Source organism: Avibacterium volantium, assembly GCF_049366555.1.
In the GTDB taxonomy this organism is placed as follows: Bacteria; Pseudomonadota; Gammaproteobacteria; order Enterobacterales; family Pasteurellaceae; genus Avibacterium; species Avibacterium volantium_A.
In genome coordinates this window covers 1-22929 of the sequence record NZ_JBMMGT010000026.1, presented here as the reverse complement: position 1 = coordinate 22929, position 22929 = coordinate 1, and the positions used below count along the sequence as shown (strand labels likewise).

General features: G+C 38.0%; 25 protein-coding genes, 1 pseudogene and 2 riboswitches. Of the genes and pseudogenes, 12 read left to right on the top strand and 14 right to left on the bottom strand.

Features of this window, described 5'->3' with window-relative positions; genetic code table 11:
- Nucleotide 1 precedes the first annotated feature (1 nt).
- Nucleotides 2–760, top strand: a complete 759-nt coding sequence (locus ACLS0A_RS08820; protein ID WP_416083123.1) for an FCD domain-containing protein — start codon at nt 2–4, stop codon at nt 758–760.
- Between the two features lie 19 nt (nt 761–779).
- Entirely contained in the window at nt 780–1964 is a 1185-nt protein-coding gene (uxuA, locus tag ACLS0A_RS08815; RefSeq protein WP_416083124.1) for a mannonate dehydratase, read from the top strand.
- A 156-nt stretch (nt 1965–2120) separates the two neighbouring features.
- Here uxuA and manA read toward each other — a convergent pair whose 3' ends face one another.
- The 5 genes from manA to manX form a co-directional block, all read right to left on the bottom strand.
- Nucleotides 2121–3320: a mannose-6-phosphate isomerase, class I gene (gene manA, locus ACLS0A_RS08810; RefSeq protein WP_416083125.1), complete on the bottom strand. Its 1200-nt coding sequence runs from the start codon at nt 3318–3320 to the stop codon at nt 2121–2123.
- 2 nt (nt 3321–3322) lie between these two features.
- Entirely contained in the window at nt 3323–3865 is a 543-nt protein-coding gene (locus tag ACLS0A_RS08805; RefSeq protein WP_416083126.1) for a YobD family protein, read from the bottom strand.
- A 94-nt stretch (nt 3866–3959) separates the two neighbouring features.
- Nucleotides 3960–4796: a PTS mannose transporter subunit IID gene (locus ACLS0A_RS08800; protein WP_416083127.1), complete on the bottom strand. Its 837-nt coding sequence runs from the start codon at nt 4794–4796 to the stop codon at nt 3960–3962.
- Nucleotides 4797–4809: 13 nt separating this feature from the next.
- Nucleotides 4810–5613: a PTS mannose/fructose/sorbose transporter subunit IIC gene (locus ACLS0A_RS08795; RefSeq protein ID WP_017807082.1), complete on the bottom strand. Its 804-nt coding sequence runs from the start codon at nt 5611–5613 to the stop codon at nt 4810–4812.
- A gap of 12 nt (nt 5614–5625) precedes the next feature.
- Nucleotides 5626–6609, bottom strand: a complete 984-nt coding sequence (manX, locus tag ACLS0A_RS08790) for a PTS mannose transporter subunit IIAB (protein ID WP_416083128.1) — start codon at nt 6607–6609, stop codon at nt 5626–5628.
- Nucleotides 6610–7018: 409 nt separating this feature from the next.
- Between manX and ACLS0A_RS08785 the strand changes: the two genes are divergently transcribed.
- The 10 genes from ACLS0A_RS08785 (at nt 7019) to ACLS0A_RS08740 (ending at nt 14482) form a co-directional block, all read left to right on the top strand.
- Entirely contained in the window at nt 7019–8179 is a 1161-nt protein-coding gene (locus ACLS0A_RS08785) for a type II secretion system F family protein (RefSeq protein WP_416083142.1), read from the top strand.
- Nucleotides 8176–8865 carry a prepilin peptidase gene (locus tag ACLS0A_RS08780; protein ID WP_416083129.1) on the top strand — a complete coding sequence of 230 codons (690 nt, stop codon included), beginning with the start codon at nt 8176–8178 and terminating at the stop codon, nt 8863–8865. Before ACLS0A_RS08785 ends, ACLS0A_RS08780 begins: the two co-directional genes overlap by 4 nt.
- 46 nt (nt 8866–8911) lie before the next feature.
- A complete protein-coding gene (coaE, locus tag ACLS0A_RS08775; protein ID WP_416083130.1) occupies nt 8912–9541 on the top strand; it encodes a dephospho-CoA kinase in 630 nt (209 codons plus the stop codon).
- The gene (gene yacG / locus ACLS0A_RS08770) at nt 9534–9737 is read left to right on the top strand and encodes a DNA gyrase inhibitor YacG (RefSeq protein ID WP_103853339.1); all 204 of its coding nucleotides are present in this window, start codon (nt 9534–9536) and stop codon (nt 9735–9737) included. Before coaE ends, yacG begins: the two co-directional genes overlap by 8 nt.
- Nucleotides 9725–10042 (top strand): GNAT family N-acetyltransferase, encoded by a 318-nt coding sequence (locus ACLS0A_RS08765; protein WP_416083131.1) that lies wholly within the window; start codon nt 9725–9727, stop codon nt 10040–10042. The genes yacG and ACLS0A_RS08765 overlap by 13 nt, the downstream gene beginning before the upstream one ends.
- Nucleotides 10043–10332: 290 nt before the next feature.
- Nucleotides 10333–10447, top strand: a riboswitch (glycine riboswitch).
- A 102-nt stretch (nt 10448–10549) separates the two neighbouring features.
- On the top strand, nt 10550–11917 hold the full coding sequence (locus tag ACLS0A_RS08760; RefSeq protein ID WP_416083132.1) for an alanine/glycine:cation symporter family protein: 1368 nt from the start codon (nt 10550–10552) through the stop codon (nt 11915–11917).
- Nucleotides 11918–12269: 352 nt separating this feature from the next.
- On the top strand, nt 12270–12590 hold the full coding sequence (gene hpf, locus ACLS0A_RS08755) for a ribosome hibernation-promoting factor, HPF/YfiA family (RefSeq protein WP_126373205.1): 321 nt from the start codon (nt 12270–12272) through the stop codon (nt 12588–12590).
- Between the two features lie 105 nt (nt 12591–12695).
- Nucleotides 12696–12740: riboswitch (PreQ1 riboswitch) on the top strand.
- A gap of 2 nt (nt 12741–12742) precedes the next feature.
- Nucleotides 12743–13426 (top strand): 7-cyano-7-deazaguanine synthase QueC, encoded by a 684-nt coding sequence (queC, locus tag ACLS0A_RS08750; RefSeq protein WP_115249104.1) that lies wholly within the window; start codon nt 12743–12745, stop codon nt 13424–13426.
- Nucleotides 13419–13841, top strand: coding sequence for a 6-carboxytetrahydropterin synthase QueD (queD, locus tag ACLS0A_RS08745; RefSeq protein ID WP_416083133.1), 423 nt, complete (start codon nt 13419–13421; stop codon nt 13839–13841). The genes queC and queD overlap by 8 nt, the downstream gene beginning before the upstream one ends.
- 14 nt (nt 13842–13855) lie before the next feature.
- Nucleotides 13856–14482, top strand: coding sequence for a 7-carboxy-7-deazaguanine synthase QueE (locus ACLS0A_RS08740; RefSeq protein ID WP_416083134.1), 627 nt, complete (start codon nt 13856–13858; stop codon nt 14480–14482).
- Between the two features lie 58 nt (nt 14483–14540).
- Here ACLS0A_RS08740 and ACLS0A_RS08735 read toward each other — a convergent pair whose 3' ends face one another.
- The 9 genes and pseudogenes from ACLS0A_RS08735 to ACLS0A_RS08695 all read right to left on the bottom strand — a co-directional run.
- Entirely contained in the window at nt 14541–15188 is a 648-nt protein-coding gene (locus ACLS0A_RS08735) for an ABC transporter ATP-binding protein (protein ID WP_103855466.1), read from the bottom strand.
- The gene (locus tag ACLS0A_RS08730) at nt 15185–15982 is read right to left on the bottom strand and encodes an ABC transporter permease (RefSeq protein WP_416083135.1); all 798 of its coding nucleotides are present in this window, start codon (nt 15980–15982) and stop codon (nt 15185–15187) included. The genes ACLS0A_RS08735 and ACLS0A_RS08730 overlap by 4 nt, the downstream gene beginning before the upstream one ends.
- Nucleotides 15982–17115, bottom strand: a complete 1134-nt coding sequence (locus ACLS0A_RS08725; protein ID WP_416083136.1) for a capsule biosynthesis protein — start codon at nt 17113–17115, stop codon at nt 15982–15984. The genes ACLS0A_RS08730 and ACLS0A_RS08725 overlap by 1 nt, the downstream gene beginning before the upstream one ends.
- Nucleotides 17116–17126: 11 nt before the next feature.
- Nucleotides 17127–18290, bottom strand: coding sequence for a polysaccharide biosynthesis/export family protein (locus ACLS0A_RS08720; RefSeq protein ID WP_416083137.1), 1164 nt, complete (start codon nt 18288–18290; stop codon nt 17127–17129).
- Nucleotides 18291–18379: 89 nt separating this feature from the next.
- Nucleotides 18380–19555 (bottom strand): UDP-N-acetylglucosamine 2-epimerase, encoded by a 1176-nt coding sequence (gene neuC, locus ACLS0A_RS08715; protein WP_416083138.1) that lies wholly within the window; start codon nt 19553–19555, stop codon nt 18380–18382.
- Nucleotides 19552–20823 carry a cytidylyltransferase domain-containing protein gene (locus ACLS0A_RS08710; protein WP_416083139.1) on the bottom strand — a complete coding sequence of 424 codons (1272 nt, stop codon included), beginning with the start codon at nt 20821–20823 and terminating at the stop codon, nt 19552–19554. Before ACLS0A_RS08710 ends, neuC begins: the two co-directional genes overlap by 4 nt.
- Before the next feature lie 11 nt (nt 20824–20834).
- A complete protein-coding gene (gene neuB, locus ACLS0A_RS08705) occupies nt 20835–21872 on the bottom strand; it encodes an N-acetylneuraminate synthase (RefSeq protein ID WP_416083140.1) in 1038 nt (345 codons plus the stop codon).
- A complete protein-coding gene (locus tag ACLS0A_RS08700; RefSeq protein ID WP_416083141.1) occupies nt 21869–22495 on the bottom strand; it encodes an acetyltransferase in 627 nt (208 codons plus the stop codon). Before ACLS0A_RS08700 ends, neuB begins: the two co-directional genes overlap by 4 nt.
- A gap of 110 nt (nt 22496–22605) precedes the next feature.
- A pseudogene (locus ACLS0A_RS08695) lies at nt 22606–22929 on the bottom strand (hypothetical protein); the annotation flags it as partial.

The following is a 22929-nucleotide window of genomic DNA, read 5'->3' as shown; positions in this document are numbered from 1 at the left end:
TATGACAGACGATTTACGCTCCTATAAAAAAATAGGTGATGAATTAAAAAAACAGTTAAAAAGCGGACGTTACCAAATTGGCGATAAATTACCTCCTGAAAGAGAGTTAGCAGAATTTTTTAACGTTAGTCGAACAGTAATTCGAGAAGCTTTAATTATGCTAGAAATTGAAGGTTTCATCGAAGTAAGAAAAGGTTCTGGAGTCTATTTAATTGATTTGCCTCGTATTGCTGAAAATGATGAATTTTTAGAACAAATTGATGTAGGACCTTTTGAGTTACTACAAGCAAGGCAATTACTAGAAAGTAGCATTGCAGAATTTGCTGCGATTCAAGCGACGCGTTCAGATATTATGCGCTTAAAAGATATTCTATTAAGAGAAAGAGAAACCCTAGAACAGGGGGATGAAGATTATTTTGCTGATGAAGATTTTCATCGAACGATTGCAGAAATTACTCAGAATGAAGTGGTGATTCAGATGCAAAAATCTCTTTGGGATTTAAGAATGAATAGCAAAATGTGGGAGGGGTTACATTCTCATATTCCTAATCAAAATTATCGTCATCTTTGGATAAGAGATCATGAAAATATTGTGCAGGCAATGCAGAAAAAAGATCCTGTATTAGCTAAAAAAGCAATGTGGCAACATTTAGAGAATGTAAAACAAAAATTGTTTGAGCTTTCTGATGTTGATGATCCTAATTTTGACGGTTATTTATTTAATCTTAGCCCAGTTGTAGTGGGAATTAATACAAAATAAGCAATATAAGGAGTAAAAAATGGAACAAACTTGGCGTTGGTATGGACCAAATGATCCCGTATCGTTAGCTGATATTAGACAAGCCGGTGCAACAGGGATTGTCACAGCATTACATCATATTCCTAATGGGCAAATTTGGTCCATTGAAGAAATAGAAAAACGTAAGCAGCAAATTGAACAAGCCGGTTTAACTTGGTCAGTTGTTGAGAGTGTACCTGTCCATGAAGAAATTAAAACACAGACGGGGAATTATGTGCAATGGATTGGAAATTATAAGCAGACCTTACGTAATCTTGCACAATACGGCATTGATACAGTTTGTTATAATTTTATGCCAGTGTTGGATTGGACGCGCACAGATTTGGCATATCAATTACCCGATGGCTCAAAAGCACTTCGCTTTGATCAAATTGCATTTGCTGCTTTTGAGTTACATATTTTAAAACGCCCGAATGCAGAAGCGATTTATACCGAGCAAGAACGCCAAGCTGCTAAAGTTTATTTTGAACAGATGACTCCTGAACAAATAGAACAATTAACTCGTAATATTATTGCAGGTTTACCAGGTGCGGAAGAAGGATATACCCTAGCAGAATTTCAGGCACAGTTAGATCGGTATAAGGATATTACACCTGAGAAATTTCGTACGCACTTAGCTCATTTCTTACATGAGATTGTACCAGTAGCCCAAGAAATCGGAATTAAATTAGCAATTCATCCAGACGATCCACCTCGCCCAATTTTAGGCTTGCCTCGTATTGTTTCAACTATTGAAGATATGCAATGGTTTGTAGAAACAGAGCCATTGACAGCGAACGGCTTTACAATGTGTACGGGGTCTTATGGTGTTCGTTCTGATAATGACCTAGTCAAAATGACAGAGCAATTTGCTGATAGAATTTATTTTGCTCATTTACGTTCAACTTGCCGTGAAGATAATCCTTTGAGTTTCCACGAAGCTGCGCATTTAGAAGGAGATGTCGATATGTTTAACGTAGTAAAAGCGTTGCTTACAGAAGAATATCGCCGTTTAGAAAAAGGAAACACACGCCTGATTCCAATGCGCCCTGATCACGGACATCAAATGCTTGACGATCTGAAAAAGAAAACCAATCCAGGCTATTCTGCGATTGGTCGATTAAAAGGATTAGCTGAGTTTAGGGGATTGGAGCTAGCATTAAAGAAAGTTTATTTTAATAGCTAAGTGATACCTTATTCTAGGTAATAGAACTTGTATGAAATTTGTAAGAAAAATAAGAAATACAATATCTATCCAAAGAATAATCATAATAGCCCCTGTTTAAGGGGCTATTTTTGTGGGATATATGTTTGTCAATAGTACTTATGTCAAATCTTAGATTCAAGGCAACTTCGCAATCACCGCATACCCCTCTTCAATTCCTTCTATTAAATACTCGGAACCTGCACTGATAAACGCAGATTGACCTTGCTTTAAAGAAAGTGCGGTGGAATTTTCGCTGATTTTTAGCTCGCCGCGCATGACCAATAAAATCTCGGCACTTTGTGCGTGTAAGCGGTGTTGCTCAGCTTGTTGATAGCTCACTTGGGTGAGGGCGAAATCTTTTGCCGGTGTTTGATAAGTGAATACTGGCTCGTTTTTTGGTGCAACAGGGATAATTTGTGGCACGACTTCTCGGCAGTCGATCACTTTCAATAGTTCAGCAATATCAACGTGTTTTGGCGTTAAGCCGCCGCGGATAACGTTGTCGGAACAGGCCATTAATTCAATATTTTGTCCGCGTAAATAGGCGTGTGGAATGCCTGCATCTTGGAAAATGCCTTCGCCTTTTTTCACTTCCACAATGTTAAATAAGTAGAAACAGATCAGCCCCACATCAAGTTTTTCCGGGGAAATCTGCATTGCGTCCATGGTGTAAAGTACCCAATAATCAGGATTATCAAGGCTAAGCTGATTTTGTGCATAAGCACTTTGATTGGCTTGAATAATCGGATTAAGCCAGTTTGCCAGCTCGGTTTGATCCGATAGCATAATTGTGGCGTAAAAATCCGCGAGGGGCTGTTGTTTCAGCTTCTCTGCCAAAGGGGCGAGAGAGGGACGAGCCGACAATGTTTCAATGATCGCTTGTTTCGGTTTAAAACCGTGTAATAGCCAGAAATCAGAAAGGGCAACCATCATTTCAGGCTTATGGTTATCATCTTTGTAGGTGCGTTTCGGATCGTCCAACGCGATGCCTAGCGCATTTTCTCTTACAAAGCCTGCTTCAGCTTGTGCTTTTGTTGGGTGAAGCTGAATAGAAAGGGGCTGTTTCACATCTAAAATTTTCAGTAAATAAGGCAAGTTGTCGCCAAATTGGGTTCGGCTTGTTTCCCCAAGTGCGGTGGGATTTTTCGCTAAAAATGTGTTTAGTGGCTCAGATATGCCATTTTTTTCAATGATTGATGGGGCAGAATTGTGATCACCTAGCCACCATTCGGCATAATATTGATTTTGCTCTGCTGGAATGCCCAGAAACTCAGGTAAAAATTGGTGTCCACCCCAGACATAATGCTGAAGCTGACCGTTTAATGGGTAAAGCATTGTTATTTTCCTTTTTTATTGTTTTTTTCGCTTTTATTCACTGTGGATTTTTGTTTAGCTTGTTCTACCGCGTTTTGATCTTGCGAAATGCGGCCGCTATCTGTGAGATATTGTAGGATTTTTTCTACATCTTTAGGATTTTCAGCCATTAAAGGCACGGCTTTGCCGTTTTTTAACACTAATTGTAAAAAGCCATTTTCACCAATATTAATGGTATTGATATAAGCATATTGCAAATACAGATTATTTAAGAAAAAGCCTTCTTTTTTCAAAATAAACACAGGGTAGCGGATAAAGAAATGATAAATCATCAAAATACCGAACATTACCAATAAAAACATTGTGTAAGGTTCGATACCTTGTGGTAGTGCTTGATAAATCGCAACGCCAACTAGGGCGAGCATAATAATGCCTTCAATTTTCGATTTACGGCGTAAACGCACTTTTAAGATGGTTTCACCAAAGCGTTTTTCCATTAGGAATTGATCGTAGAAAGCATATAAAAAATAAAGAATGATAAAAACTAATAAAGCGGTATTGATCATAACAACGTCCGTATTTAGGGTTTATAAAAAATAAACTCTCCACGAAAGTACGGGGAGAGTTTAATTTTAGCATTATTCTGCGTTTAAGTAACGATTAAGCAAGAATACCGGTTGCTGCACCAATGATACCAATGATGAAAATGCCCACGATAATCCATAACGCATTGATGCGGTTGCGTAAGAGCCACATACAGCCAAAGGTGAACAACAATGGTAATAAACCTGGCATTAAGCTATCAAGGATAGATTGCACGGTGGTGACTTCAATTGTACCGTCTTGTTTTTCAATGGTGGAAACCACAAGTGGCACATTAATGCTTGTCCATTTTTGCACTAACGCCCCCATTATGAATAGACCGAGAATTGATGCCCCTTCAGTGAGTTTTTGTAATAAGCCTCCACTCATATCTTGCACCACATCAAGCCCTTTTTGGTAGCCATATACGACACCTAAATAACGGGTAGCAATGCGAACTAAGTTAAAGAATAGAAAGAATAAGATGGGTCCCCATATGCTCCCATTAATTGCTAAGGTTGCACCTAATGCAGCAAAAACAGGTCGAGCCGTTCCCCAGAAAATTGGATCCCCCACACCGGCTAATGGCCCCATTAGACCCACTTTGATCCCATTGATTGCCGCATCATCAATCTCTTTTCCATTTGCGCGTTCTTCTTCCATTGCGATGGTTACACCAAGCACAGGTGCAGCCACGAAAGGTTGCGTGTTAAAGAACTCTAAATGGCGTTTGATTGCATCTTTGCGTTCTTGAGAATTTGGATCTGGGTATAAACGCTTGATAACAGGCACCATTGAGTAAGCAAAGCCAAGGGCTTGCATACGCTCAAAGTTCCAAGAACCTTGGAAAAGGTTAGAACGCATTACCACTTTATTTAAATCACTTTGGGTTACTTTTTTCATTTCAGTTGTCATTTTCCTTACCCCATTAATCTAATCTGTTATCAAGATCATTGTTGCCATTTGAAACTACTTGCACCACTTGTTTACTTTGGTTGTATTTCGGGTGAAGTTGGATATAAAGTGCTGCCATAATTGCACCTAGCACACCTAAGGCAACAAGGTTGAAATCAGTAAAGGCGGCAATCACAAAGCCTGCGTAGAAAAATGGCATTAAGTGGCCTGCGCGCATCATATTGATCACCATTGCGTAACCCACAACGGCGATAATTCCACCGGCAATTTTTAAGCCTGTTGTCACAACTGGTGGAATTGCATTTAACATTGCTTGCACAGCGTCTGTACCTGCGGTTAAAGCCACGATTAACGCTGGGATTGCAATACGCATTGCTTGTAAAATCAAGGCACTGCAGTGAATCCAGTCTAAGCGGTTCAAGTTACCATCTTCAATGGCACGGTCTGCAGCGTGTTGGAAACCCACAGTAATTGCACGCACCACATAGGTTAAAACCTGACCTGCTGCGGCAAGTGGAATGGCTAATGCGATCGCAGTAGTGATTTCTTGACCACCCACAATCACAAGAATGGTTGAAACCACAGAAGCTAATGCCGCATCAGGCGCAAGTGCTGCACCAATGTTCATCCAGCCAAGAGCAAGTAATTCTAATGAACCACCCACAATAATCCCCGTTTTAATATCGCCTAACACTAAGCCCACAAGGGTACAAGCGATAAGCGGACGGTGAGTTTGAAATTCATCAAGAATCGATCCCATACCTGAAATACAGGCAACGATAAATACAAGAATAATTTGTAGCGTTGAAATTTCCATAATATTCATCCTTTACACAAGATTGTTTTTCTTCAATAAATCCATCATATATTGACGGCTATCGTTTGATACTTTACGCACATCAAGCTCCACGCCCATTGCATCAATGGCTTTGAATGCGTCAATGTCTTTATCATCAACAGATACCGCACTGGTAATCATTTTCTTACCGTCTTTATAAGCCATACCACCAATGTTGATGGATTTCATATCAACGCCAGCTTCTAGCAGTCTTAACACGTCTGTTGGATTGGTGAATAACAACATCATACGCTCGCCTGCATATTCAGGGTTGTTATAAACGCGGATCATTTTATCTACGCCCACAACGTGTGCGGTTACTCCCGGTGGCGCAACGCTTTTCAGCATTGTTGAACGCACACTATCTTTCGCCACATCGTCATTCACTACCACAATGCGAGAAACTTTGCTTTCTTTTGTCCAGCGTGTTGCTACTTGACCGTGAATTAAGCGGTCATCAATACGCGCAAGCCCAACAACAAGATGACCTTCTTTATTTGGTGTAACCACTTCAGGTTGGCTTGGTGCAGGGGCGGGTTGAGCAACGGCTTGTGGCGCTTGTTCTGGCTCTTCTTCCACATATTTTAAGGCACGCACACCAGTACGGCCTGTTTCTAAGGCAATCGTCACCAGTTCTTGCAAACTCGGGCCATCATCACGCGCCATAAAGGTTTCGACCAACATTGGCACGTTTACTCCAGTCACAATATCCATATTGTCTTTTCCTTCCGATACACGGTTCGCAGCATTAAAAGGACTGCCGCCCCAAGTATCCACAAGGAACAACACTTCATCACAATGTGATAGGGTTGTGCTGAGTTTTTCCTGATATTTCGCCATAATCGTTTCAGCGTTTTCGCCGGGAACAAAATCAATCGTGGCAACGTTTTCTTGTTCACCAATCAACATTTCGGTCGTTTTGAGCAGTTGTTCTGCCGCCACGCCGTGTGTTGCGATGATGATCGCAATAGCCATAAGGACTCCTTATACAAGTGGTTATGGTTTAAGTACTATAAAATCAGGCGCGCATTCTAAACGAAAACACTCCAAAATAATGTGATTAAGATCACATTATTTGTGATTAAACGTTCTAACTGTGCGTTTTCTTTATACAAAACTTTATTGGGTGATTAAAATGTATACATTTAAAGATATTTATTTTATAGTTCAAAAAAAAATAAAATGGTGTTTTATTTAATTGGGGGTTATGTTTAGTTTTGCGATCGCTTTCGCAAAATATAAAGTGCGGTCTTTTTTTATTTATTTTTCTTGGTTAAGTTAGGCTATTCTTTATATTAAACGGGGCGATTTCATCGTGATAACTAGAAAACTAAAGCTGTTTAATTGGCAAGCCACTAATTTTTTGCAACAAAAACAACAAGGTATGATCGTGGCAGAGAATATTGAAATAGCGCGGCAAGCGTTGTTTCAACGACAGTTGCAAAATATCAAGCTGCAACGCAACTGGCAATTTCCGCGTAAACCGAAAGCGAATGAATTGTATGAACTGATTAACCAGCTGGCGTTACTGCTGAAATCCGCCGTGCCAATTAAGCAAAGTTTGCAATTATTGCTGCAGAATTGCACAGTGATTTCTTTAAATCTCTGGCTTGGGCGATTGATAGAAGATCTTGAAAGTGGTCTAAGTTTTTCACAAGGAATTGAAAAACAGGGGAAATATTTTTCACAACAGGAACAGCAGCTAATTCAAGTGGGCGAAATGACAGGCAAGCTCGCGCAAGTGTGTGAGCAAATCGCACAATATCGTCAGCAATCCTTAATTCTGCAACGAAAACTCCAAAAAATCCTGCTTTATCCTATGTTGGTGCTGGGCATTTCCGTGCTTTTGACCTTGTTGTTGCTGATTTTTATCGTGCCACAATTTGCTGAAATGTATGGCAACAATAATGCTAGCTTACCTGCATTTACCGCATTTTTATTACATCTTTCCGAAGGGTTGCAACAACATTTTTGGCAACTTGCTTTGTTATTTATACTGGTTTTGCTATTTATTCGCTTTCGTCTAAAGCGTTCGGCAAAGCTAATAAAGTGGAAAAGTCAATGTATCAATAAAATGCCAATTTCGGGCAAGATTACCCAGTTAGCCCGTTTGATCCGCTTTAGCCAAGCCCTTGCGCTAATGTTGCGTTCAGGCGTGCCGTTAAATATGGCATTGCAATCTTTTTTACCAAAACAGCAAAGCTGGCAGGTAAAGCAAGTTTATACGGGCGATCCCGTGCTAAATCAAGCGGTGGAAACGGCGTTATATTGGCTCAATCAAGGTTATAAATTTTCCGATAGCGTAGCCAGCGATTTCTTTCCAATGACGGCACAACAAATGCTAAAAATTGGTGAAGAAAGTGGGCAGGTAGCACAAATGCTACAACATATTGCAGATAAATATCAGCAGGATCTCAATCATCAAGTGGATCTACTTTCTCAACTGCTTGAACCCTTGCTAATGTTGATTATTGGCGGCTTAATCGGCGCAGTGTTGCTAGGAATGTATTTACCCATTTTCAATATGGGATCGATGATCCAATGATAACGCTTGCAACATTTTTATTGGGTAGCTTCGTGGGGTTACTTATCTTTTTGTATATTGCCACTTTTGCCCAACGGCTAACGCAGACTGTATGGCAAGATTATTGTGAACTTTTCCAGCCACAACAAAGAGAAAAGCCAATGCCACATTCCTCTTGGCAGAATAAAAAGTGCGGTGGTTTTTTGTGTTATATTTTTGCCTTTGCAGGATTGTTTGTCTTGTGCGGCAAGCTTAATGCGGATCCTTATGTCGTATTATGGTGGGCGATTTGGCTGAGCTTGGTGATTTTAATCAGCATTATTGATTGGCTTTATCGATTGATTTCACCGTTATTATGCGTTTGGCTTTTCTTATGGACATTGCTTGGCGTGCATTGGCACATTATTTCGCTTTCGTTAGAACAGGCTGTAGCAAGTGCGGTGATAATTTTGTTAATTTTTTATAGTATTTGCTACATAAGCCAAATGATTTATCACAAAACAATGTTAGGCGAAGGGGATTGCTGGCTAGCGTTTGCACTTGGCGCTGGCATTTTCTGGCAAAAATTACCGCATTTTGTTTTTCTTGCTTGTTGTTATGCCATTGTTTTTTGTGGCATACAAAAATTGCGCGGGCGTACTGTGAACCAAATACCCTTCGCTCCTTTTTTAAGCTTTTCGGCTTTCAGCCTATTATTGCTTCACTAAAAAAGACAGCGTATGATTTCAAGCAAAATAATAAAGGTAGGAAAAAATGAGTTATATCGTTGGCGTAACGGGTGGCATTGGCAGTGGCAAAAGCACCATTGTGGATTTATTTGCCGAGTTAGGGGCGGAAATTATTGATGCGGATATTGTGGCAAGAGAAGTGGTGGCGAAAGGAACGCCATTGCTGGCGGAAATTGCAGCACATTTTGGCGAAACTATTTTGCTAGATTCAGGCGAGTTAAATCGCCAAGCCTTGCGTCAAATTGTGTTTGAGCGTCCGCAGGAAAAGGCGTGGTTAAATAATTTGCTTCACCCTGCCATTCGGCGTGAAATGTTACATCAGCTTGCGCAAAGTCAAGCGCCTTATGTATTGTGGGTTGTGCCATTGTTGATCGAAAATGATCTGACAGCATTTTGTGATCGCGTGTTAGTGGTTGATGTGCTACCAGAAACTCAACTATTGCGTGCTGCGAAGCGGGATCAAAATAACATTGCCTTGATTAAAAATATTATGGCATCACAAGTTAGCCGAGAAAAACGTTTATCAGTCGCCGATGATGTGGTGGATAACGAAGCAGAATTAAGCCAAAATCTGCCTTATTTGCAGCAAAAAGTGTTAGAATTGCACCACCAATATTTACAACTTGCAAAGGAAAAAGAGAAAACCAATGGGTGAAGAAATTTTTGAAGTGCCTTGTCCTGTGTGTCAAAAAGCCGTGCCTTGGACGGCGGCAAGCCAGTATCGTCCTTTTTGTAGTAAGCGTTGCCAGCTGATTGATTTAGGCGAATGGGCAAACGAAGAAAAAGCCATTCCCTGTGAAACCGCAGATTTTGCCACGAATGAGCATTTTGGTGAAGATTGGCGTGGCTAGTTAAAGAAAGTTATTTAAGAGAGCAAGCAAAGGAAAAAATGAAAATTCAACATCAACAAAATCCACAAGATGGCGAGTTTTTTGTCCTTGATGAACAAGGGCAAAAAGTGGCAAAACTCACTTATTATTTTATTGATGCGCATAGCATTAATGCTAATCACACTTATGTCTCAGAGAGTTTACGCGGACAAGGTGTGGCGGATAAACTTTATCAGGCCCTAGTGCAATTTGTGCGAGAACATCAATTAAATTTAGTGCCAAGTTGTAGCTATATTGCTAAAAAATGGCAGCGTGAAGCGCATTAATCCCTTTAAATAATTGATTGAAAACCACAAATTTTGTTTAGCAATGGTGGGCGATTAAAACACCGTTGCGGCAATCGTCTGTCTGTTGCCTATCTATTTTCTTGTCCATTTTCTTAGGAATTCCCCCGATTTTTGCAAAAGGATTGAGAAATTAAAATTATCTTGCTAAAATCCACCGCACTTTTTTACAAAAGTATGTTCGGATGAAGGTAGCTGGAGAGTAGGGAATTAACCCTGCACCGACGAGGTAAAATCTTTCAGGTGCTATTAAGTTAGCGAGGACTGTTACTGGACGAACCCTTGGAGAGATCCATTGCATTTGCAAAATGGACGCCGAAGGCGCAAAAGAGCGGTGAAATTTTCATCGTTTTTCAAACGCTCAGGCAAAAGGACAGGGGCAAGAGATTATTTCAGGTGATATAACGCGAGGCTTCGCGTTGTCTTTTTTCTATTCGCCAAACTCTTTTCGCCTCCTTGTAAACCGAGATTTTTTACGAGGAACATTCAATGTCAATCACTGAATTATTGTCATCAGTCAATTCATTTATTTGGGGCCCGCCACTGTTAATTTTATTATCTGGCGTAGGGCTTTATTTCACCTTTCGTTTAGGTTTTATTCAAATTTTTCAGCTGCCAAGAGCCTTAACTTATTTATTTAGAAAAGAAAAAGGCGCACAAAACGGCAAGGGCGATGTGTCAGCTTTTGCCGCATTAAGCACTGCTTTGGCAGCCACCATTGGAACAGGAAATATTGTTGGGGTGGCAACCGCCGTACAAGCTGGTGGCCCTGGGGCAATTTTCTGGATGTGGTTAGTGGCGTTATTGGGTATGGCAACCAAATATGCAGAATGTTTGTTGTCGGTGAAATACCGCATTATTGATAAACGTGGGTTTATTGCTGGCGGCCCGATGTACTACATTGAACGTGGGCTAGGCATCAAATGGCTAGCAAAAATATTTGCGATTTGTGGGATTTTAGTGGCATTTTTCGGCATCGGGACATTCCCACAAGTACAGGCTATCACCCACGCAATGCAGGACAGCTTTCATATTCCTGTAGAAGTAATGGCGCCCATTATCACACTTTTAGTTGCGGCGATTATTTTAGGCGGTATTAAACGCATTTCTTCTGTCGCAGCCATTGTTGTGCCTTTTATGGCTGTGCTTTATGTGGCAACGTCAATCATTATTATTGTGTTGAATTGGCAACAAGTGCCAGCAGCTGTGAGTTTGATTATTGAAAGCGCATTCAATCCGCAATCGGCACTGGGTGGGGCATTAGGTTATACCGTAATGAAAGCCATTCAATCGGGCGTGGCGCGTGGTATTTTTTCCAATGAATCAGGTTTAGGTAGCGCCCCCATTGCAGCGGCGGCGGCGCAAACCAAAGAGCCTGCACGCCAAGGTTTGATTTCAATGACCGGAACATTTTTAGATACGCTTATTGTTTGTACGATGACAGGCGTTGTGATTGTGCTGACTGGGGCGTGGCAAGCACCAGAAGCAGGGGCAGCGGTAACCAATCTTGCGTTCTCTAAAGGGCTTGGTACAGCAGCAGGCGGAACGATTGTCACCCTTGGATTATTATTCTTCGCATTCACCACAATTTTAGGTTGGTGTTATTATGGCGAGCGCTGTTTCGTTTATTTAGCAGGGGTGAAAGGAGTAAAATTCTACCGTTTTATTTTTATTGTGCTCGTGGGCTGTGGTGCGTTTATTCACCTTGAAACCATTTGGATCTTGGCAGATATTGTTAACGGATTAATGGCATTCCCAAATCTTGTCGCCTTAATTGGTCTACGCAAGGTGGTGTTCGAAGAAACTAGGAACTATTTTCAACGTTTAAGCATTGCACATCGAGATGCTGATGATTAGAAAACGTTAAATAGATATTGATTATTTTAGGCACAGTAAAATGAGCATTTACTGTGCTTTTTTTATCTAAAATAAAAAAGGAAGCGGATTGTACTTCAGTCAAATATTATGTAAAGAATAGAAAATTATTGCTTAAAAGGGAGGATTTCAGGAACACTAACCCCTGAATGATAGCAACTTTTTCGTAAAATGAAAGTGTCTTTTTTCAAATCTTCTACCTAGATCATAAATTTGCATTTTTCTTTTTTATTCTTCAATAAAGCCCTTGAAAAGTTCGCCTAACAGAGCTATGTTGTAGCCATAAGGTTTCACACAAGTAGAAATACTTACAATCAAAAGAGAGGTAAATGCTATGACTCTAAATATCACAAGTAAACAAATGGACATCACCCCTGCAATCCGCGCTCACATTGAAGAAAGACTTGCTAAATTAGGAAAATGGCAAACTCAACTGATTAATCCTCATTTCATTTTAAATAAAGTACCAAAAGGCTTTGCAGTGGAGGCTTCTATAGGCACGCCATTTGGTGATTTGTTCGCAAGTAGCGAATCGGAGGATATGTACAAAGCAATTAATGAAGTAGAAGAAAAACTCGAACGCCAACTCAATAAATTGCAACATAAAAGTGAATCTCGCCGTGCAGAGGAACGCTTAAAAGATTCATTTAACTAAAAACTTTTCCATTTTAGCCCGTACTTTTGCGGGCTTTTTCTTTGTCTAAGCCCGCCTTTATTGTACAATACCGCCCTTATTTCGTTGGCTGAATCAAATTCAGCCGTAACCGTGGTTCGCAACCCTCCCACGCAAAAAAACTAGGACATCTTATGACAACATTCAAAAATCACAATCGCAAAGCGGTTGTTATCTTTTCTGGTGGGCAAGATTCCACCACCTGCTTAATTCAAGCCATTGCCGATTATGGCGTAGAAAATGTGGAAACCGTAACCTTTCATTATGGTCAGCGCCACGCTATTGAATTAGAAAAAGCCAAATGGATCGCACAAGATCTTGGGGTAAAACAAACGTTCATTGATACTTCTGTGATCAAAGCGATTACCTCAAATGCCCTAATGAATGAAAACGCAGAAATCAAGCAAGAAAAAGATGAGCTGCCAAACACCTTTGTGGACGGACGCAACGCCTTATTTCTGCTTTACACCGCCATTTATGCCAAAGGGCAAGGTATTTCTGACATTATCACTGGCGTATGCGAAACGGATTTCAGTGGCTACCCTGATTGCCGTGATGTGTTCATCAAATCAATGAACGTTACCCTTAACTTAGCGATGGATTACAATTTTAATCTTCGCACGCCGTTGATGTATCTCACCAAAGCGCAAACTTGGGCGTTGGCAGATAGCCTAGGTGCACTGGATTATGTTCGCAATCATACTCACACTTGTTATCAGGGCGTGGAAGGCGGTTGTGGCGAATGTCCAAGCTGCGTATTGCGCAATAAAGGCTTAGACGAATATTTACAACAAAAAAGTGCGGTGCAAAATGTTTAAAGTTTCTAAAGAATTCAGTTTTGATATGGCGCATTTGTTGGACGGACACGATGGCAAATGCCAAAACCTGCACGGCCACACTTATAAATTACAAGTGGAAGTGCAAGGGGAACTACACGCCAGTGGAGCGAAAAAAGGAATGGTGATGGATTTTTCTGATCTCAAACAGATCGTAAAAGAACAGATTCTCACCCCAATGGATCACGCCTTTATTTATGATGAAACCAGCGAGCGCGAAAGTAAAATTGCACGGCTATTACAAGATCTCAATTCCAAAACCTTTGCAATGCCTACTCGTACCACCGCAGAAGAAATGGCACGCTTTATTTTCCAACGCTTAAGTGAACACTTGCCGATTAGCGCCATTCGCTTATGGGAAACACCTACTTCATTTTGTGAATATCGGGAAGATTAATGGCGGGAAAATGAATGACAGAACTGATTTCTAATCCAAGTTATCCCATTGTAGAAATTTTCCAAAGCCTGCAAGGGGAAGGGGCAAACACAGGAATGCCGAGCATTTTTATCCGCTTCGGCAAATGCAACTTGGCCTGTCCTTGGTGCGATACGCCCTACAATGATTTTGAATCGTGGTCGTTACAGCAAATCTTAGCTAAAGTGCGGTTGTTTTCGGCGAAAAATATTATTATCACGGGGGGCGAACCCACCATTCAGCCACGGCTAAGCTTATTGCTTGATCAACTTAAGGCAGAGGGCTATTTTCTTGCTATTGAAACCAATGGATTAAAGCCTGTCCCTGCACAAATTGATTACATTGCCACTAGCCCGAAACGAGAATATGCACAGAAATATCGCCAACGCTGTATTGCACAAGCTAACGAAGTTCGCATTGTGGCAGATGCCGATGTGCAAGAATTTTGTGCGTTAATCGAAAGCCAGATTCAAGCGCAGCATTACTTCCTTTCTCCTTGTGAAAGCAACGGTGAAATGAATTTGCTCCATACCATCACGCAATTAGGCTTGCTAAACCAACGTCCAAATAAACCGAAATGGCAGTTGAGCATTCAAACGCACAAGCTGATTGGAATTGAATAAAATTTGATAAAAAAAGACCGCACTTTATAAAGTGCGTTCTTTTTTTGAAAAGTTTTAATTATTGTTGATTGTAATATTTATAGGCTTCATCAATAGAAGGGAAGTCCAATAATTTGCCTTTTTCTAACACCTTGGCATTATCACAATACTCACGGATTGCAGATGGGCTGTGAGAAACGAGAATAATAGAGCGATCTTTACGTTTTTCAAAAAGCTCATAACGACATTTATCACTAAAGCGTGAATCCCCCACGGCAATCACTTCATCAATAAGATAGCAGTCAAATTCTACAGATAAGGATAATGCAAAGGCTAAACGCGCTTTCATTCCCGAAGAATAGCTTTTCACTGGCTCATAAAGATAATTGCCTAATTCTGAAAAATCTTCAGTAAAGGCTTTTACATAGTCAATATCAGCATTATAAATACGACAAATAAAGCGCAAATTGTCCATTCCCGTTAAACTACCTTGGAATGCACCACTAAAGGCGAGCGGCCAAGAGATGCTCATTTCACGGCGAATTGTACCTGATGTTGGCGCTTCGACACCACTCATTAAGCGAATTAGGGTTGATTTTCCCGCACCATTGCGTCCCAAAATGCCAACTTTTTCCCCTTTCTCAAGTTTAAAATTAATATCATTTAAAACAGTTACTGGGCCTGTTCTTGTATGATATTTCTTATAAACATTTTCTACACTGATCATCTTGCGTTAATCCTATTACTAAAACTGCGTACCATTAATAATCCAATTAAAAGCATTACTAAATCACAGGTAAGAAGGTAGCCGGGGGATTCCATTGTGACGACACTTGGGCCAAAATAACCGTGCCTAAACATTTCTGTACCGTGAATCATTGGAAACCATAGCAACATAGATTGCACATTACTAGGCAAACTGCTTACTAAAAAGAATGCCCCCGAAATAGGAAACATCAAGAATGTTAATGTTCCCCAGATCTTGCCAAAAAATTCTAAATAATAAGATAGTGAGCAAATAATCAAGCCTAGACCAATGGCAAATAGAGCCATTAAGAACCAAGCAAAAAGCATATATAGCACATCGCTTGGCATTTCAACCCAGCCGATTATCACAAGAAAGGCAAGCATTAAAATCTGCGCAACGGTTGCTCCCATAATTTCCAACGTCATTCTGGAAAAAAGCGTATCTAAAGGGCGAACATTACGGTGATATAACAACGCCACATTGGCATCAATTGCACCAATCGCCCTACTAGATGAATTACGCCACATCATCAATAAGGGATAGCCTGTGATCGCAAAAGCAACAATATTTAGCGTAGAGAACCTATCGGCCCTAAAAAAGTGCCACATTAATACAATCACAAGGGTCATCATAAAGGGTTCGACAAATAACCATAAGAACCCTAAATTCTTACGCCCATAACGAGTAATGATTTCGCGTAGCAATAATGCTTTCAGCACTCGCCACTGAATTTGAAATGATTCTCGCAATGAGGTTTGTTCGCCATACTGCATTAGTTTTTATGCTCTCTCACACCTGCTAATAATAGTGTTAATACACCATAAAGCACCAAGCCAAGAATTAACGTTGCTAAAATATTGTATAAACGATGCGGCTCCAAGGCTAAATCTGGACGATTCGGCTTAGCAATAATTTCCAAATATAGCTGCTGTCTGCCTGCTTCTTCTTTTGCGCTTTGCAACGCTGACATCGCAGCAGTTAATTGTTGTTTCGCTAAGGTATCATCTAAAATCAAACGTTGATACTCAGCAGATTGGGTGGTTAACGATTTTTTCCCTTCAAAAACTACATCTAACTGCTGTGATAACTCTTCTCGAATACTTTTTTGTCTTGCTCTTAACACTTTAACCTGAGGGTTATTGGGTGATAACGCTCTGACTTGATCAAGCTGAGTTTGAATTGAAATTAATTCATTTTGTAATTTCTGTACCAAGGTCAAAACTGATTCTGATTGGCTTGCCACATCAAAAATTTCATTTTTAACACGATATTGACTCAATGCGACAGAAGTTTCCGTTAAATGATTCTCTGCTTCATTAACGGATTGTTCTGCAAATTTAATGGTATCCCTACGCGCTCGATCATTAAGCTGATTCACTAATTTCTCAGCGAGATTGAGCAAGGCATTATTAATTTCTTGCGCTGATGCAGCATCAAAAGTACGCACCCTTAATGTTGCAATACCCGATAATGAATCAATGCTAATTGATAGGTGATCGCGAAAATATTGATAGAACGCTTCTTGGGAGTCGAATAATCCTAGTGGATCAAAACGACTGAAAAAATCCCCTTCGTCATAATATTTTCTAAGCGGCAAATCAGTTTCTAAGGTGCTTAAGGCATTGCGAGAACGCATAAACTCTTGCACCGTGAAAGTATCATCTTGAGAACGTGCAAAGCCGATACTTTGCAATAATGCGCCCATTCCGCCTAAACTAGCCTGACTACGTGAAGAACGCACAATAAAGCTAGATTCAGAAATATAGACATCTGAAGCCCAGATCGAAAAATAAAAAATCGAACAGAAGGTAGGAATAATCACCGTTATCCACAACAGCGGATTAAGTTTCTTTAAATTCAATTTTTTCTTACGTCTTGCAATAGGCTGATCAATATTTTGTTCCATTTTTTATACACCTACATCTTATTAATACTATTTATGGTAGATAGCGCTGGATTTACTGTTCCAAAGATCATACGAATAAATTTTTGGTATTCAGCCAATGGTGCATTAGAGACATAAACAATATCTTTATCTTTAATTGGAAATTGTTGAATCCAAAACATTGATTGAGGTTCAAGTAAATTTGCCTGATATACTGTCGGAATTTTCATTCCGTTGTGATACCCCTTGGCTTGCCATTCACTTTGTTTATTTAATGACATTTCTTCAAATGGAACATAACGGAAGATAAATACGCCTCTTGGATCTGCGCGATCATCATTTAATCCACCTAAACGACCGATTGCTTCAGCTAAAGTTAAACCTTCTGCTGAAAAACGAATTTCTTTACTATTTCCTACCGCACCCATTGCCGTAAAGGAAAGTGGATTATTTATTAAGCTTAGGACATCACCAGAACGCAAAAGAATATTCTCTTGCGGCTCGCGTGCTAATTTTGCTAAAGAAATGGTTTTTACTTGGTTATTTCGGGTAAGTTGCACGGCAATATCTTGTAACTCTCCACTTGTACCACCTGCTGCGGTTACAGCATCTAATACACGTTCACCGTAAGTTGTTAAAGGCATACGCACAGCTGATGATTTAGTGAGTACCGTTACATTTGCAGAATTATTTTTTACAACACGCACAATCGCCTGTGGTTGATTCGCAATAGATTGTAAGCGATTGACAATATCAGTTTGAATTTGCTCTGGCGTTTTTCCTGCTACACGCAAAGAACCCACAAATGGAATGGTAACGCGTCCATTATTGCTAACCATTTGCTCTGGCAAGCGGGTACTTTGACTAGACGAAACCCCACTTTCATCTAACACGCTACCAAACAAAATCGCGGGAGGAGCTTCCCAAAGAGTAATATCAAGCAAATCACCAGAACTAACCACACCTTGGTAACGTTGCTTAGAAGAACCTAACTGTTTAAAAGATTGAACTTGAAAAGGCGTATTGCCTACAGCTTTGTCATCTAATTTAATTAATTGAACAGCAGGAACATTAGTATTTTGCTGTTCCACTTTTTCAATGCTGCCTTTATCAGGGCCTGAATTGGGTAAGTTGGCACAGGATACAAGTAAACAACAACTGATAGTAATGAGAGATTTGAGCATATGTTTCCTCATAAATATTATTAGTTCTTCAAGAATAAATTATAAATAGCCCCAAAAATTTAGCCATCATAATACATAGCATGAGCATTGTCCAAAATAGATTACATAGAGTCATTAAGTTCCTTTGGAATATCCCAAAAATCTTTAGCAATATTGATATTTGATGAATCTAAAAAACTAATAATAGAATCGTAAGCCATCTGCAAACTATTTTCTTTTCTATATGGATTCTCAGAACCTTGTAATTTAATTTGGAATTCTTTATCTTGAGACTGAATAATACTTGCTACAATATCTTGAGTCTTAATATGACTATCAATTACTGTTCCCCCTCTAACTCTCCCCTTTTGCCTATCTCCTAAGTTAATTGTGGCAACTTTTAAAGACGGAACTTCAATCAAACCAGATGATGAATTACCAATAATACCTCTAGAATTTTTTACCAATGACAAATACTCTTCAGTTGTAAGAGATGGGAAATAAGCATAATCATTTCTATTGGCATACTCTAAAAACTTTTGATAAATCACATTTGAACCTGTATCTGAATTTGAACCAATAAATACAAAATCATAACTATTTTTTAATTCAGAAAGAGCCATTAAAATTTGATCAGCTTGTTCTTCAACACTATTTTCAGTCATAGTCTCTGGATGAAATAAAACAACAAAGTATGGCTTATTATATCTAATTTTACTATATATATACTCTTTCGCATGCAAAGGTAATAAAAGACTGTTTTCCGCTCCCAAAGAGCCTATATTTACAACAGAATCGGGGGATTCACCAAGCTGAATAACTCGTTGCTTATATTCTTCAGTAGAAACAAGATGCAATTTCGCCATCTTAGTAATGCTATGCCGAATAAACTCATCATAATTTCCAAGTGTTTTCTCACCACCATGCAAGTGAATAATTGGAATATTATGCATTGCAGCAGAAATAGCAACTGATAGCATTTCATACCTATCACCAAGAACAATAATTGCATCATATTTATAGTTCTGAAAATGCTCTCCGAATTTCGATAGACATTCTGCCATTGATTCAATAACCTTTTGATTATTATTACTATCTAATTTTATCGGTATTTCATGAGAAACATTAACTCCATCCTTTTCCAAAACATCTATAGTATAGCCATACATTTTATCCAAATGCATAGCAGTTACAATCACTGAAAAATCAATATTTTGGTGCTTTTGTAATTTTAATAAAAGACGCTTTACAATTCCATATTCCGCTCTTGAACCAGTAACATATGCTAATCTTTTCATTTATTTTCGCCTAATTCTTTACTTAAAATATTATATAATCTACGATATCCATTTTGATTAAAATGCAAACCATCATTACTAAATAACAAATCTAGTTTTCCATATTTATCAACAAAATAGCTATATAAGTCAATCCATACGATAGATTTTAAATTTTCCTTTAGATATTTATTTAAAGATTTTATATCTTCATTATTTCTATCTAAGCGTAGTGCTGTAGGAGTAACTTCCAAAAAGAAAATTTTTGTATCTTCGTTTATCTTCTTTAATGAATAAATTATTTTCTGTATTGATTTTAAACAACTATCATTAGTCCAAGATTCTTTAACTATATCATTTGTCCCAATCATTAAAATCACAATATCACCAAGATTTTTTAAGTATCCTTCATCAAGAATAAGCTCTTGATATTCTTTAGAGGAAATTCCTGAAATAGCAAGATTATTGACTGACATATTATTTATAGAATCAATAGTCCACTGATCTAGTATAGAATGCCCTATTAAAGTAATATCTTTAACTTCATTAAAACAAGTTTTTTTACATTCAATTTCTTTTTTTATATTATTTAGCAAAATATTATTTTTATTCTGCTGCTGAATTAAAAAATAAAAATATTCAAAATCTAATCTATCATCAATATCTATGGAGCGATTTTTATCCATATAATACGCCAAACTTTTCTCTCCATAAAAATGCTTCTGCTCTAGATATTTATTTGGCTTTCCAGAAAATATTGCACCATTAGGAGAATATTCTAATTTAGAATTCTGCCTTGCATAATTAGAATAATCTAATTGAAAATATTTCAAACTTTTATCCTCATCTATAGGGCGTGTTAACGCCGTAGACTTAGTAGCTACTGAGACAGAAACAAGAAAATCAAAATCAAGAAAATTATCTTCAAAGATCCTATTTGCATTAATAATATCTTCTTTAGTTCTTAGAGGGGAAGTCGGTTGTAACAAAACAAAATAGTCAAATTCAGTATCATTATATTTTCTCAATACATCCTCTATTACAACAAATGAACTTGCTGTATCTGTTGCTAAATTAGAATCCCTACATATAAATTCAATTGGATAATGAGATAATAAATCAATATACTCTTGAGAATCTGTGCTTACTATAATTTTTTCAAACTCACCAGAATTAATAGCCGCCTCAATTGAATAAGCTATTAAGGGCTTTCCATTTACTAACAAAACATTCTTATTAGGAAGACCTTTTGAACCAGATCTAGCAGTAATTATTGCTATCTTTTTCATTTATTAATCCTCTATTCTTGATTAGGAAATCTACTATCAATGATTAATTGATCTTCTAGAAAATCCTCTTCAGCTCTCTTACCTAGAATATCATACCAATATAATGGACTAATACCATTACCTGGGCGCTTAGTAGTAAGATTGTCTACTGTAAAAAGCTCACCTTTTTTGATCTCTTTAGCTGCTATGATAGATTTTCTCGCCACAATCTTATTTTTAACTTCAGATTGGGTAACTATCTTTTCTGATGAACCAAGACATTGCTCTACCGCTCTAATCCCTTTGCAAAGAAGCTCTAACTCATCAGGAGTAACGGAAGCTTTATGATCTGGTCCTTCAAAGTTTTTATCCAAAGTAAAATGCTTTTCAATAAAAGTAATTCCATAAGTAACCGCAGCAACTCCAGCAAAATAGCCTGAAGAATGATCAGAAAAACCTATAGCGTAGTCTGAAAATATCTTTTTGAGATATTTAAGTGTGTTAAGATTCACATCTCTATAAGGAGTTGGATATTCAGTATTACAATGTAAAATCGTAATATCCTCTCTTGACATTCCATTATCCTCTAATATTTTTAGAGCCATTTGAATCTCTTCTAAAGTTGCCATACCCGTTGAAATTACAATTTTTTTACCTTCAATAGGTAAACAAGCTATTTTTTCTAAGTAAGGTAAATTTGTTATTTCTCCAGATGGGATTTTCCACGTTTTTTGCTCTAAACTAGCTAAGAAATCAATAGATTCAAAGTCAAAAGGCGTAGAAAAAACCTGCAATCCTAAAGAACGTGCATACTCTTCAAGATTAACAAAGTCATGATAAGAAAGCTCTAATTTCCGAGTCATTTCTAATTGGGTATCTTGCGTACCTGTTGTTATTTTTTGATATTCTGCTTTAGGAGCATATTTAGAAATTAGCTTATCAGCTTTAAAAGTCTGAAATTTAACTGCATCTACTCCACAAGAATAAGCTACATCTACCATTTTTTTTGCTAACTTAGGATCACCATTATGGTTACAACCAATTTCAGCTACAATAAATACTTTTTTCATTTTACATCCTTTATATATTTAGCAGGCACACCTGCAACTACAGTATTTGAAATAACATCCTTTATAACTACTGAACCGGCACCAATAATTGTATTAGCCCCTATTCGTAATTGACCAGTAATGACAGAAGAACTACCAATAAAGCTCAGTTTTTCTACAATCACATCGCCATTTAATGTTGTATTTGTAGAAATATTACAATGATCTTCAATAGAAGAACCATGCTCAATTAATGCTTTAGTGTTAATAATTACATTATTACCAATTATTGTATCATTATTAATAATAGCTAATCTTCCAATAAACACTCCGATACCCAATTTTGCGCCATCAGAAACAATTGCTGTTTTATCAATAACATTAATAATGTTACAATTATATCTTGATAATTCAAGAAAGTATTTTAATCTTCTATTATTGTTACCAATACTAATAAAATAGCTATAGTTATTCTTATCAACTAAATCATCTAATTTATTAGCTAATATAGGATAATTTAAATGATAGCTTCCGATGGGTTTAAAATCATCGATAAAGCCATAGAATTTATATTGTTCTCGATCTAGTGAATCTAACACTGACTTTGCATAGCCACCAGCGCCAATAAAAATAACTTTTTTCATGTCATCTCTATTCCCTTAATGGATATTAATCCCTAAAATATAATAATCAATGGTTCATTCTCATTAAAGAACCTCTCAAATAAAGTCATTCAAAATAGGAAATTGTTCAACTATTTATAACTATCAAATAAAGCATAGAGTCTCATTTTGGGATCTTTATATATTTCAAAAATCTCATCTACTAAATTTACTATAGGTTTGTCTAATTCTTTTAAATCCGGATCTATTTTAAGATTTGAAAACTTTTCTATTATCCATTTTTTATCTTTGTCATCTGGTATAGTTAGAGGTATGCTAGAGCCATGGCCTGAATAGTTAAGTGGAATTATTTTAAAGGTATCATTATTTATGTTATCCATCTCTTTTCTATCCATATCAAATTTCTTTCCAAAAACAATAATTAAAGAATTTTCTTTCGATACCTTTATATCATT

What these genes read in the sequence shown, in the direction of transcription:
- ACLS0A_RS08735 (WP_103855466.1), bottom strand. Translation starts at nt 15,188, where the DNA reads ATGATCAGTGTAGAAAATGTTTATAAGAAATATCATACAAGAACAGGC.
- ACLS0A_RS08720 (WP_416083137.1), bottom strand. Translation starts at nt 18,290, where the DNA reads ATGAGGAAACATATGCTCAAATCTCTCATTACTATCAGTTGTTGTTTA.
- ACLS0A_RS08740 (WP_416083134.1), top strand. Translation starts at nt 13,856, where the DNA reads ATGACAGAACTGATTTCTAATCCAAGTTATCCCATTGTAGAAATTTTC.
- uxuA (WP_416083124.1), top strand. Translation starts at nt 780, where the DNA reads ATGGAACAAACTTGGCGTTGGTATGGACCAAATGATCCCGTATCGTTA.
- coaE (WP_416083130.1), top strand. Translation starts at nt 8,912, where the DNA reads ATGAGTTATATCGTTGGCGTAACGGGTGGCATTGGCAGTGGCAAAAGC.
- ACLS0A_RS08780 (WP_416083129.1), top strand. Translation starts at nt 8,176, where the DNA reads ATGATAACGCTTGCAACATTTTTATTGGGTAGCTTCGTGGGGTTACTT.
- ACLS0A_RS08800 (WP_416083127.1), bottom strand. Translation starts at nt 4,796, where the DNA reads ATGACAACTGAAATGAAAAAAGTAACCCAAAGTGATTTAAATAAAGTG.
- yacG (WP_103853339.1), top strand. Translation starts at nt 9,534, where the DNA reads ATGGGTGAAGAAATTTTTGAAGTGCCTTGTCCTGTGTGTCAAAAAGCC.
- ACLS0A_RS08760 (WP_416083132.1), top strand. Translation starts at nt 10,550, where the DNA reads ATGTCAATCACTGAATTATTGTCATCAGTCAATTCATTTATTTGGGGC.
- ACLS0A_RS08710 (WP_416083139.1), bottom strand. Translation starts at nt 20,823, where the DNA reads ATGAAAAAGATAGCAATAATTACTGCTAGATCTGGTTCAAAAGGTCTT.
- hpf (WP_126373205.1), top strand. Translation starts at nt 12,270, where the DNA reads ATGACTCTAAATATCACAAGTAAACAAATGGACATCACCCCTGCAATC.
- manA (WP_416083125.1), bottom strand. Translation starts at nt 3,320, where the DNA reads ATGCTTTACCCATTAAACGGTCAGCTTCAGCATTATGTCTGGGGTGGA.
- ACLS0A_RS08785 (WP_416083142.1), top strand. Translation starts at nt 7,019, where the DNA reads ATGATCGTGGCAGAGAATATTGAAATAGCGCGGCAAGCGTTGTTTCAA.
- ACLS0A_RS08805 (WP_416083126.1), bottom strand. Translation starts at nt 3,865, where the DNA reads ATGATCAATACCGCTTTATTAGTTTTTATCATTCTTTATTTTTTATAT.
- ACLS0A_RS08730 (WP_416083135.1), bottom strand. Translation starts at nt 15,982, where the DNA reads ATGCAGTATGGCGAACAAACCTCATTGCGAGAATCATTTCAAATTCAG.
- ACLS0A_RS08700 (WP_416083141.1), bottom strand. Translation starts at nt 22,495, where the DNA reads ATGAAAAAAGTTATTTTTATTGGCGCTGGTGGCTATGCAAAGTCAGTG.
- queD (WP_416083133.1), top strand. Translation starts at nt 13,419, where the DNA reads ATGTTTAAAGTTTCTAAAGAATTCAGTTTTGATATGGCGCATTTGTTG.
- queC (WP_115249104.1), top strand. Translation starts at nt 12,743, where the DNA reads ATGACAACATTCAAAAATCACAATCGCAAAGCGGTTGTTATCTTTTCT.
- ACLS0A_RS08820 (WP_416083123.1), top strand. Translation starts at nt 2, where the DNA reads ATGACAGACGATTTACGCTCCTATAAAAAAATAGGTGATGAATTAAAA.
- ACLS0A_RS08795 (WP_017807082.1), bottom strand. Translation starts at nt 5,613, where the DNA reads ATGGAAATTTCAACGCTACAAATTATTCTTGTATTTATCGTTGCCTGT.
- neuB (WP_416083140.1), bottom strand. Translation starts at nt 21,872, where the DNA reads ATGAAAAAAGTATTTATTGTAGCTGAAATTGGTTGTAACCATAATGGT.
- neuC (WP_416083138.1), bottom strand. Translation starts at nt 19,555, where the DNA reads ATGAAAAGATTAGCATATGTTACTGGTTCAAGAGCGGAATATGGAATT.
- manX (WP_416083128.1), bottom strand. Translation starts at nt 6,609, where the DNA reads ATGGCTATTGCGATCATCATCGCAACACACGGCGTGGCGGCAGAACAA.
- ACLS0A_RS08725 (WP_416083136.1), bottom strand. Translation starts at nt 17,115, where the DNA reads ATGGAACAAAATATTGATCAGCCTATTGCAAGACGTAAGAAAAAATTG.